This window comes from Streptomyces sp. NPDC052236 (assembly GCF_044548015.1).
Taxonomy (GTDB): Bacteria; Actinomycetota; Actinomycetes; order Streptomycetales; family Streptomycetaceae; genus Streptomyces.
In genome coordinates this window covers 1-10,149 of the sequence record NZ_JBIUBL010000066.1, presented here as the reverse complement: position 1 = coordinate 10,149, position 10,149 = coordinate 1, and the positions used below count along the sequence as shown (strand labels likewise).

9 protein-coding genes and 1 pseudogene are annotated in these 10,149 nt (G+C 69.8%); 3 read left to right on the top strand and 7 right to left on the bottom strand.

Features of this window, described 5'->3' with window-relative positions; all coding sequences use genetic code 11:
• Positions 1–440 precede the first annotated feature (440 nt).
• A complete protein-coding gene (locus ACIHCQ_RS44175; RefSeq protein ID WP_399674938.1) occupies positions 441–665 on the bottom strand; it encodes a hypothetical protein in 225 nt (74 codons plus the stop codon).
• Between ACIHCQ_RS44175 and trpS the strand changes: the two are divergent.
• Positions 573–1,528, top strand: a pseudogene (trpS, locus tag ACIHCQ_RS44170) (tryptophan--tRNA ligase). The gene ACIHCQ_RS44175 and the pseudogene trpS overlap by 93 nt on opposite strands.
• Positions 1,529–1,575: 47 nt before the next feature.
• Here trpS and proC read toward each other — a convergent pair.
• The 3 genes from proC to ACIHCQ_RS44155 form a co-directional block, all read right to left on the bottom strand.
• The gene (proC, locus tag ACIHCQ_RS44165) at positions 1,576–2,385 is read right to left on the bottom strand and encodes a pyrroline-5-carboxylate reductase (protein WP_399674937.1); all 810 of its coding nucleotides are present in this window, start codon (positions 2,383–2,385) and stop codon (positions 1,576–1,578) included.
• 142 nt (positions 2,386–2,527) lie between these two features.
• Positions 2,528–3,265 (bottom strand): ABC transporter permease, encoded by a 738-nt coding sequence (locus ACIHCQ_RS44160; protein ID WP_399674935.1) that lies wholly within the window; start codon positions 3,263–3,265, stop codon positions 2,528–2,530.
• Positions 3,262–4,074, bottom strand: a complete 813-nt coding sequence (locus ACIHCQ_RS44155; RefSeq protein WP_399674933.1) for an ABC transporter ATP-binding protein — start codon at positions 4,072–4,074, stop codon at positions 3,262–3,264. Before ACIHCQ_RS44155 ends, ACIHCQ_RS44160 begins: the two co-directional genes overlap by 4 nt.
• 101 nt (positions 4,075–4,175) lie before the next feature.
• On the opposite strand from ACIHCQ_RS44155, the gene ACIHCQ_RS44150 reads away from it, so the two are divergent.
• Positions 4,176–4,637 (top strand): hypothetical protein, encoded by a 462-nt coding sequence (locus ACIHCQ_RS44150; RefSeq protein ID WP_399674931.1) that lies wholly within the window; start codon positions 4,176–4,178, stop codon positions 4,635–4,637.
• 107 nt (positions 4,638–4,744) lie between these two features.
• Here ACIHCQ_RS44150 and ACIHCQ_RS44145 read toward each other — a convergent pair whose 3' ends face one another.
• Entirely contained in the window at positions 4,745–5,284 is a 540-nt protein-coding gene (locus ACIHCQ_RS44145; protein ID WP_399674930.1) for a hypothetical protein, read from the bottom strand.
• A 33-nt stretch (positions 5,285–5,317) separates the two neighbouring features.
• Positions 5,318–5,671, bottom strand: coding sequence for a peptidase (locus tag ACIHCQ_RS44140; RefSeq protein ID WP_399674928.1), 354 nt, complete (start codon positions 5,669–5,671; stop codon positions 5,318–5,320).
• Positions 5,672–5,798: 127 nt separating this feature from the next.
• On the opposite strand from ACIHCQ_RS44140, the gene ACIHCQ_RS44135 reads away from it, so the two are divergent.
• The gene (locus tag ACIHCQ_RS44135; RefSeq protein ID WP_399674926.1) at positions 5,799–8,015 is read left to right on the top strand and encodes a PQQ-binding-like beta-propeller repeat protein; all 2,217 of its coding nucleotides are present in this window, start codon (positions 5,799–5,801) and stop codon (positions 8,013–8,015) included.
• A gap of 50 nt (positions 8,016–8,065) precedes the next feature.
• Here the strand turns inward: ACIHCQ_RS44135 and ilvD are convergent, their stop codons facing one another.
• On the bottom strand, positions 8,066–9,916 hold the full coding sequence (gene ilvD / locus ACIHCQ_RS44130) for a dihydroxy-acid dehydratase (protein ID WP_399674924.1): 1,851 nt from the start codon (positions 9,914–9,916) through the stop codon (positions 8,066–8,068).
• Positions 9,917–10,149: the final 233 nt, after the last annotated feature.

Sequence of the window (10,149 nt, the reverse complement as noted above, 5' to 3'; positions counted from 1 at the left end):
AGTCGGCGGGGTTTTCACCTTCCAGCCTTTCGGCTTTCCGGTGATTCCGACTCTACCAGACCCTTTCAGGCCCGATTCCCGGTCGAACTCGGGTTTGTCTTCCCGGCCGTTGAGCCGTTCCGACGAGTGAGACTTTAGCGGAATCCTGCCCCCCGACGCTAATCGGGGTTGCGCTCCTTCGAACGCGGATTCCTCATTCCGCAAAAGCACACAGAAAGCCAAACGACAGAGTGTCGCCAGCTTGAAGTGAGGTCTTGCGGATTGGCTGTCCGGGGACCGGCCGAAGTCGGTGCCCACGCCGGACAACTCGGAGAACACTACGGATGAGCGTATCCGCTGTCAACCCGAGCGCAAGGCGCGTAGCCTCTGGTCCATGACAGCGTGTACGTGCCTCCTTCAGTGGTGGGCCGCCTGACGGCGGCCGGCACCTACGCGCGTACTCAAACGGCCGCCGCTTCGGTGGCCGTTCTCGTTTCTCCCTCCGGGAGTCCGGCCGCTGACGCGGCAGCTCCGATCAGGAGACGGAGTTCGGGATGACGCGAATCTTCAGCGGGATCAAGCCCACGGGGCATCTGACGCTGGGCAACTACCTCGGGGCCCTTCGCAGGTGGGTCGAGGTTGATCAGCATCAGGCGGACGCGCTGTTCAGCGTGGTCGATCTGCATGCGCTGACCGTGGAACACGATCCGGCGCGGGTGCGCAGGCTCAGTCGGCAGGCCGCGACGCTGATGCTCGCGGCGGGGCTGGACCCGGAGCGGTGCACCGTCTTCGTACAGAGTCATGTGGATGAGCACGCGCGACTGTCGTATCTATTGGAGTGCACGGCCACCGACGGCGAGCTGCGGCGCATGATCCAGTACAAGGAGAAGGGCGCGCGGGCGCGGGCGGCCGGGGACAGCGTGCGGGTGTCGCTGCTGACGTATCCGGCGCTGATGGCGGCGGACATCCTGGCGTACGGGGCCGATGAGGTGCCGGTGGGAGACGACCAGACCCAGCATGTGGAGCTGACCCGGGATCTGCTGTGCGGTTCAACCAGCGTTACGGGCACACGTTCACCGTGCCGAAAGCGACGCATCCGCCGGTGGCGGCACGCGTCATGGATCTGCAGGACCCGGCCTCGAAAATGGGGAAGTCGCACGTATCAGGGGCCGGGATCGTCTATCTGCTCGATGACGCGGACGTGGTGCGCAAGAAGATCATGCGGGCGGTCACGGACGGCGGACGCGACGTCGAGTACGACCGTGAGAGCAGGCCTGGCGTCGCGAATCTGCTCGAAATGCTGGCCGCTTGTGAGGGTGGGAACCCAAACGAGCTGGCCGGTGTATATGAGTCGTACGGGGCGCTGAAGAGGGACACGGCCGAGGCGGTGGCGGAGCTGCTGAGGCCGGTCAGGGAGCGGCACGCCGAGCTGGCGGCGGATTTGGGGTACGTCGACGAAGTACTGAGGAAGGGGGCCGAGCGGGCCCGGGGGATGGCCCGGCCCAGGGTCGATGCCGCCTATCGGGCGATTGGGCTGTTGCCCGCATAGCCGGCGCGCGGGCAGGCCGCACGGGCAGAAGGGGGCGGCCGATCGCCTCAGCCGTTGCCGGAGGCGAGTTCGCGGCTGCGGTCGCGGGCTGCTTCGAGGGCGGCGATGAGCGCGGCACGCACACCGTGGTTTTCGAGTTCGCGGATGGCACTGATCGTGGTGCCCGCGGGGGAGGTGACTGCTTCACGAAGCTTGACGGGATGCTCGCCGCTGTCGCGGAGCATCACAGCGGCGCCGATCGCGGCCTGGACGATCAGGTCATGTGCCTGGGCGCGGGGGAGGCCGAGGAGGATGCCCGCGTCGGTCATGGCCTCGACCAGGAAGTAGAAGTACGCAGGACCCGAGCCGGACAGGGCGGTGGCCGCGTCCTGCTGGGACTCGGGGACGCGGAGGGTCTTGCCGACGCCGCCGAAGATTTCCTCGGTGTGGGTGAGGTGTTCCGCGGTGGCGTGGCTGCCGGCCGAGATCACGGACATGCCCTCGTCCACGAGGACCGGGGTGTTGGGCATGACCCGGACGACAGCGGTGGATGCGGCCAGGCGCGATTCAATAAAGGAGGTGGGGATGCCTGCCGCGGCGCTGATGACCAGGCGGTCCGCGGTGACGTACGGGGCGAGTTCATCGAGGAGCTTGCTCATGTCCTGGGGCTTGACGGCCAGGATGAGGGTGTCCGCGCGCTTGGCGGCGTCGGCATTGCTGACGGTCTCGACGCCGTAGCGGGTGCGGAGCTCCTCGGCGCGGTCGGTGCGGCGAGTGGTGGCCAGAAGGTGGCCGGTGGGCCAGCCGGCGCGGATCATCCCGCTGAGCAGGGCTTCGCCGATCTTGCCCGTACCAAGAACTGCGACTGTCTGGGTCATGGCTCTGTTCACCTCGCCGGTGGGGGTCCGTGCGGCCATCCTTGCACCGAGGGCGGGTCTGTGCCGGGGTGTCCGAGGGGCGGTACGGCGGCGTGGGGACGTACGGGCGCGATACGACGGGGGCGGACTGTCGACCGGCGGGCTATGCGGTGCGGCGGCGCAGGGTCGCCGCGCCCAGGGTCAGGACCAGGATCGCGCAGGCCGCGACGATCAGGACGTCGCGGACGAAGTCGCCGGTGGCCTCCGAGTAGCCGAGGACCTCGGTCATGGCGTCGACCGCGTACGACATGGGCAGGACGTTCGAGATTCCTTCGAGGACGGGCTGCATGTTGGGGCGCGGCGTGAACAGGCCGCAGAGCACCAGCTGCGGGAAGATCACGGCCGGCATGAATTGGACCGCCTGGAATTCGGAGGCGGCGAAAGCCGAGACGAACAGGCCGAGGGCAGTGCCGAGCAGGGCGTCGAGGAGGGCGACGAGGAGCAGTAGCCAGGGTGAGCCGACGACGTCCAGGCCCAGGGCCCAGAGTGCGAGGCCGGTGGCGAGGAGGGATTGGACGAAGGCGACGAGGCCGAAGGCCAGGCCGTACCCGGCGATCAGGTCGCCTTTGCCGAGCGGCATGGCGAGGAGCCGTTCCAGGGTGCCCGAGGTGCGTTCGCGCAGGGTAGCGATGGACGCCACCAGGAACATCGTGATCAGCGGGAAGATGCCGAGCAGCGAGGCGCCGATGGAGTCGAAGGTCCGCGGGTTGCCGTCGAAGACATAGCGCAGCAGGAAGAGCATCACGCACGGCACGAGCAGCATCAGCACGATGGAGCGTGGGTCGTGGCGCAGCTGGCGCAGAACGCGGGCGGCGGTGGCGAGGGTGCGGGCAGAACTCATCGGGCGTTCTCCTGGAGGGTGTCGGCCTGAGGTGTGCCAGCTTGGCGGGCGATGGCCTGGCGGGCGTTGGCTTCGTCGACGAGATGGAGGAACGCCGCTTCGACCGTCTCGGAGCGGGTGCGGGAGCGCAGCATGTCCGGGGAGTCCTCGGCGAGGATCTCGCCCTCCCGCATCAGCAGCAGCCGGTGGCAGCGCTCGGCCTCGTCCATGACGTGGGAGGAGACGAGGAGCGTCGCGCCGCGCTCCTCGGCGAGGTGGTGGAAGAGGTCCCACAGATCGCGGCGCAGGACGGGGTCGAGACCGACGGTCGGTTCGTCCAGGACGAGCAGTTCGGGGGTGCCGAGCAGAGCGACCGCAAGGGAGACGCGGTTGCGCTGACCGCCGGAGAGGCGACCGGCCAGGGCGTCGGCGTGCGAGTTGAGGTCGACATCGGTGATGGCGCGGGTCACGTGCTCCTGGCGGGCGTCGCGGTGGCGGCGGCCGGGCAGCAGGACGGCGGCGAAGTAGTCGAGGTTCTGGCGGACCGTCAGGTCGTCGTAGACGGACGGAGCCTGGGTGACATAGCCGATGCGGGAGCGGAGGGACGGGTCGCCCGCGGGCTTGCCGAGGATCTCCAGCCTTCCGCTGACCTTGGCCTGGGTGCCCACCGCGGCGCGCATCAGGGTCGATTTGCCGCAGCCGGAGGGGCCGAGCAGCCCTGTGATCCGGCCTGGCGGCACGGTGAAGTCAAGGCCGCGCAGGACCGTGCGGTCTCCTCGTACGACGGTGAGGCCACGAGCCAGGACGGCAGCCTCAGAAGAATTCATCATGCGATGAATAATGCTCCTGGGGGTGCACCTCGTCAAGTTCGGGGGTGGGTCAGGGGTTTCCCCGATGGTGTTTCAGGGGGCGGGCGGAGGACCGTGGATACATGAGCCACAACAGTGAGATCTCGAAGGCCGAGCAGCGGCAGCTCGCCGTCGCCGCGGCGACGCTCGGGCCGTGGCGTGCCGCCGCCACGGTCGGCGCGCTCGGCGGCGGCGTCGCCCTCGTGCTCGGCGCGATCGCCGACGGAATCGGCCTCGGCGTGGTCGCCGGTGCGCTCTCGGCCGCGCTGCTGCTGTTCTTCGTGGTCGGCGGCGCGGGCGCGGTGCTCGGCGACAAGAAGGGCGCCGGCAGCGGCTCCGATCGCCGGATCCGGCGCTGGGCGGAGGCGCACCCATGGCGGGTCGCGGCCGTGCCGGGCGCGCTGATGATCGTCACCGATGTGGTGGTGCACCAGATATTTACCGGGCAGGGGCTGTTCGGCAGCCTGTGGGACGGGCTGTGCCGGGGTGCGCTGGTGGTGCTCGTGGTGGGGATGGTCGGACGGTTCTCCCGCCGGAGGGCCTGATGCTTGACGCCTGACGCCTGACATCTGCTCGAAGTCCTGCGCCCGCCGCATGGCACCTGATGCCTGGTGCCTGGTGCCAGCTCGGCGCCTCGGTCTGGCGCCTCGCGCTACTTGCGCTTCGCCTTGGCTGTCTTTCCCTTGCGGGCGGCGGGGTTGCCGGTGCGCGTGTTCCGGCGCTTCTCGTACTGGACGCGGGCCGTCTCGTACTCCTCGCGGAGCAGCTTCTCGCCCGGTGCCTCGATGAGGGAGCGGAAGAAGTACGCGAGGAGCGAGCCGACGAAGCCGATGGCCTTGAGGCTGCGCAGGGAGTCCTCGGCGGTGGAGCCGGTGGGGCGGCGCGTGAAGCTCTCCCAGGTCTTGCGGAAAGCGATGGCGCTGCAGATCGCGAACATGATGATGACGAGCATGTTGAGGAAGCCGCCGACGTCGGCGATGGCCAGGCCCTGGTAGGCGAAGCGCAGGACGAGACAGCCGATGACGGCGGCGGCGAGCGAGCCGGTGGCGACGGCGGCACGGCGCAGCCCGTAGCCCCGGTAGCCCCCGTCGTGGCCGACCCAGGTCGTGCCGAAGAAACGGATGGGCTCGGGCTGCGGGCCGCCGCCTGTGACATCGGTGGTGCTCGTGGTGTTATCGCTCTGCTCGCTCACGAGGTCGATTATCCCTGGAGCGAGGCCGTCCGGTCAGGAGCAGCGGATGGTCACATAGCCGTTGCTGCCCGTGTTCACATACGCGTCCGACACAAACTGGCCATTCGCGATGTTGTCCCAGAGGTTGGAGGTGCCATAGGGGCCGCTGATCCACTCCCCCGGCTTCTGGCAGTTGATCGGCACCACGGCTCCGTAGGGCAGGACCTTGATGAGGCGGTAGTTGGTGCCGGGGCCACTGCGGACGTTCAGGCGGTAGCCCGGCGCGACCGGGTAGCGCCTGACCGTCAGTGTCCCCGCCGTGTCGGCCGCGTCGGTCGTCTCGGCCGCCACGGCGGACGATTCGGCCACGACGCTCTCGGAGCCGCTCTGTACTTCTTCAACAGCCATCGAAACTCTCCCCGTTGCCACTTATGTTCAGTACGCCGCGCAGGCTAGCAACCCATGGCTGGATCGCACGCATCATCGACTAGGCTCCGTGCGTCGCGCTTGCGCACGAACAACACGGGGGTGGGCGATGCCACCGCTGCGCAGCACCGGGCGGTTCCCGGAAGCGGAGCATCCGGAGTACGCCGGGCAGTACCGGCTTGAGGCAATCCTGGGCACCGGCGGAATGGGCGTGGTCCGGCTGGCCACGTCCGGCTCCGGGTTGCGCCTGGCGGTCAAGGTCATTCACGCCGAGCATGCGACGGACCCGGAGTTCAGGGCACGTTTCAAGCAGGAGGTCGCGGCGGCCCGTCGCGTCAGTGGAGCCTTCACCGCGTCCGTCGTCGACGCCGACCCGGAGGCCGAACGGCCGTGGATGGCCACGCTGTTCATCGAGGGTCCGACGCTCGCCGAACGGGTGAAGCGGAAGGGGCCGCTGGACACGGCGGAACTCCGCCGCGCCGGGGCGGGACTGGCCGAGGCGCTGCGCGATATTCATCGCGTCGGCGTGGTGCACCGCGATCTGAAGCCGAGCAATGTGCTGCTGGCGCCCGACGGGCCAAAAGTCATCGACTTCGGGATCTCCCGCCCTACGGACAGCGATCTGCGTACGGAGACGGGCAAGCTGATCGGGACGCCGCCGTTCATGGCGCCCGAGCAGTTCCAGCGTCCGCGCGAGGTGGGGCCCGCCGCCGATGTGTTCGCGATGGGATCGGTGCTCGTGCACGCGGCGACCGGGCGCGGGCCGTTCGACTCGGACAGCCCGTACATCGTGGCGTACCAAGTGGTGCACAACGAACCGGACTTGGCGGGTGTGCCCGCGGATCTCGTACCGCTGTTCCGGCGCTGCCTGGCGAAGGACCCGGATGACCGGCCGACGCCGTATGAGCTGATGGTCGCGTTGCGTGCGTCCTCGCCGTCGGCCTCGTACGACACCCAGGCTTACATACCGACGCAGCGGACGCCCGACCCGCGCGCGAGCGTGCCGCCTGGTCTTACTGATGATCTTCATGCCGAGCCGTCGAATCCCATCGGCGTGGACCGGACGCCGGCTCCCCGGTTCGGCCGGAAGGCGCGGTGGGCGGCAGCCGCCGGGGCGCTCGCTGTGCTCGTCACGGCTGGAATCGTGGTCGTACGCACGACGGCGGCGGACGGCGGCGGTACGGGGCAGGCGCCCGCCACGCCGCGCGCCGAGGAGCGCTTCCGGCCCTGGAGCGTTCCGCTGCGTGGCCGGGACACGGAGAACAGGACGCCGGTGTGCGCGTCCGCGGGCCCTGCGCTGTACTGCACCGCGCTCGGCATCAAAGCGGCCCGGCTGGACCCGCGCGACGGCAGGACGCTGTGGTCGGCGAAGGCGGGCGGCAGCGCGACCCAGGCGGACGAGGGCATGGCGCCCGTATTGGCCGGAGGGCTGCTGCATGTGGTGACGCCCGGCGGCGACCGGCTGGAGGCGCTCGACCCCGAGTCGGGCACGGTGCGCTGGGACGTCGACATTTCCCCGTACGCCACGGTCCGGCACACCGGCGACGCGGTGCTGCTGGTGACGGACGCCGGGCTGGTGCGGGCCGTCGACGCCGCGACGGGCGCGGAGCGCTGGAGCCGGCAGCACGGCGGACTCGGTACGGAGTGGGTCTCGTCGCCCGGCAGCCGCGGTCCCGCCCTCGCCGCGACGCCCGCCACGGACGGCGCGTCCACGCAGGTCAGCGCGGTCGACCCGGCCAGTGGCCAACTGCTGTGGGAGAAGCGGATTCCGGGGGCGCTGAGTCCGGTGCAGCTCGCGGGCAGCGGCGGCGTGCTGTATCTGCTGTCCGCCACGACGGACGGGTTCACGGACGCGGTCGTACGACTGGACACGTCGGGCGGTGTGCGTGCCGTACGCCGTATTCCGCTGCCCACGCCCGTCGACCAGGCCCAGGCGACCGTGGCGGGGGAGATGATTTATCTGTCCGGGTCGGGGGGCTCGATCCTCGCGCTCAACACCGACGGGACCGGAACCGGGACCGAGGCCGGGTCCGGGTCCGGGTCCGGGACCGCTCAGCTCTGGCGTCTTGAGACCTCGGTCACCCATCTCTCGCGCCCCGCCACCGACGGGCGCGCGGTGTATGTGACGGTCGGAGACGGACGGCTGCTGGCCGTGGACGCGGCGCGCGGTGTGCTGCTCGGCCAGACGGAGCCCCGCATGGACGACGGGCGTTACACCTTCGCGTCCGCGCTGCCCGCGCCCGTCGCCGTCGACGGCAGGGTCTTCGGCACCGCTCCCGACGGCTCGGTCTTCGCGCTGGATGCGCGCGATCCGGGCGCGTGGTGAGCTAGCTGGATGAGCGTGTCGATGCGGGGTCAGTTGAGGACGATGCGGGGTCAGCCGAGGCGGGACACGTCGCGGACCGCGCCCTTGTCCGCGCTCGTCGCCATCGCCGCGTAGGCGCGCAGCGCCGCCGAGACCTTGCGGTCACGGGACTTCGGCGCGTACACCCCGCCCAGCGCCTCGCGGCGGGCGGCCAGCTCGGCCTCGGGGACGAGGAGCTCGATCGTACGGCCCGGGATGTCGATCCGGATGCGGTCGCCGTTCTCGACCAGCGCGATGGTTCCGCCCGAGGCCGCCTCCGGTGAGGCGTGGCCGATGGACAGGCCCGACGTACCGCCGGAGAAGCGGCCGTCCGTCACCAGCGCGCAGGCCTTGCCGAGCCCGCGGCCCTTCAGGAAGGACGTCGGGTAGAGCATCTCCTGCATGCCGGGGCCGCCGCGCGGGCCCTCGTAACGGATGACGACGACGTCGCCCTCCTTGATCTCCTTGCGGAGGATCTTGTCGACTGCCTCGTCCTGCGACTCGCAGACGACGGCCGGTCCCTCGAAGGTCCAGATCGACTCGTCCACGCCCGCGGTCTTCACGACACAGCCGTCGACGGCGAGGTTGCCCTTCAGCACGGCGAGGCCGCCGTCCTTGGAATAGGCGTGCTCCAGGTCGCGGATGCAGCCGCCTGCCGCGTCCACGTCGAGGGTCGACCAGCGCTCGGACTGTGAGAAGGCTTCGGCCGAGCGCTTGCAGCCCGGCGCCGCGTGCCAGAGCTCGACGGCCTCCTCGGACGGCGAGCCGCCGCGTACGTCCCAGGTGCCGAGCCAGTCCTTGACGCTCGGCGAGTGGACCGTGTGCACGTCCTCGTTGAGCAGTCCGGCGCGGTAGAGCTCGCCGAGGATGGCGGGGATGCCGCCGGCCCGGTGGACGTCTTCCATGTAGTACGTGCCACCAGGGGCGACGTTCGGAGCGACCTTGGCGAGGCAGGGGACGCGGCGCGAGACCTCGTCCATGTCCTCCAGGTCGTAGTCCAGCTCGGCTTCCTGGGCGGCGGCGAGCAGGTGCAGGATCGTGTTGGTGGAGCCGCCCATGGAGATGTCGAGGGCCATGGCGTTGTCGAAGGCGGCGCGGGTGGCGATGGAGCGCGGCAGGACGGTCGCGTCGTCGTCCTCGTAGTAGCGCTTGGTGATGTCGACGACGGTGCGGGCGGCGTTCTCGTACAGGGCGCGGCGGGCCGTGTGGGTGGCCAGCACCGAACCGTTGCCCGGGAGGGAGAGGCCCAGGGCCTCGGTCAGGCAGTTCATGGAGTTGGCGGTGAACATGCCGGAACAGGAGCCGCAGGTCGGGCAGGCGTTCTCCTCGATACGGAGGATGTCCTCGTCCGAGATGTTCTCGTTGACCGCGTCGGAGATGGCGTTGACCAGGTCGAGCTTGCGGACCGTGCCGTCTACGAGGGTGGCCTGGCCGGCCTCCATGGGGCCGCCGGAGACGAAGACCGTGGGGATGTTGAGGCGGAGCGCGGCCATCAGCATGCCGGGGGTGATCTTGTCGCAGTTGGAGATGCAGATCAGCGCGTCGGCGCAGTGGGCCTCGACCATGTACTCCACGCTGTCCGCGATGAGGTCGCGGGAGGGGAGGGAGTAGAGCATTCCGCCGTGGCCCATCGCGATGCCGTCGTCCACGGCGATGGTGTTGAACTCACGGGGGACGGCGCCGGCGGCGAGGATCGCTTCGGAGACGATGCGGCCGACCGGGGCGAGGTGGGTGTGCCCGGGAACGAACTCGGTGAAGGAGTTGGCGACGGCGATGATCGGCTTGCCGATGTCCGCGCTCGCTACGCCGGACGCCCGCATAAGGGCGCGGGCGCCCGCCATGTTGCGGCCGTGGGTGACGGTACGGGACCTCAGCTCGGGCATCGCGGCGCTCCTTCGGGAGGTTGGGGGCGTTCTTTGAGCGTACGCCTTGGGGGTGAGTCTGGACGGGACGTCCGGATGGCGGGATGGGGTTCGGGGGGTGGCGGGGGTGGCGGGGGTGGGTGGGCCGGGCCGAAACGGGGGGGGCGCCCCCCCCCCCCCCCCCCACACCCCGGAGGGGCTGGGGAGGTCGGAAGAGCAAAAGTCAGAAATACAGAAACCGCAAACAAAAAGCG

What these genes read in the sequence shown, in the direction of transcription:
- ACIHCQ_RS44175 (WP_399674938.1), bottom strand. Translation starts at nt 665, where the DNA reads ATGCAGATCGACCACGCTGAACAGCGCGTCCGCCTGATGCTGATCAAC.
- proC (WP_399674937.1), bottom strand. Translation starts at nt 2,385, where the DNA reads ATGACCCAGACAGTCGCAGTTCTTGGTACGGGCAAGATCGGCGAAGCC.
- ACIHCQ_RS44160 (WP_399674935.1), bottom strand. Translation starts at nt 3,265, where the DNA reads ATGAGTTCTGCCCGCACCCTCGCCACCGCCGCCCGCGTTCTGCGCCAG.
- ACIHCQ_RS44155 (WP_399674933.1), bottom strand. Translation starts at nt 4,074, where the DNA reads ATGATGAATTCTTCTGAGGCTGCCGTCCTGGCTCGTGGCCTCACCGTC.
- ACIHCQ_RS44150 (WP_399674931.1), top strand. Translation starts at nt 4,176, where the DNA reads ATGAGCCACAACAGTGAGATCTCGAAGGCCGAGCAGCGGCAGCTCGCC.
- ACIHCQ_RS44140 (WP_399674928.1), bottom strand. Translation starts at nt 5,671, where the DNA reads ATGGCTGTTGAAGAAGTACAGAGCGGCTCCGAGAGCGTCGTGGCCGAA.
- ACIHCQ_RS44135 (WP_399674926.1), top strand. Translation starts at nt 5,799, where the DNA reads ATGCCACCGCTGCGCAGCACCGGGCGGTTCCCGGAAGCGGAGCATCCG.
- ilvD (WP_399674924.1), bottom strand. Translation starts at nt 9,916, where the DNA reads ATGCCCGAGCTGAGGTCCCGTACCGTCACCCACGGCCGCAACATGGCG.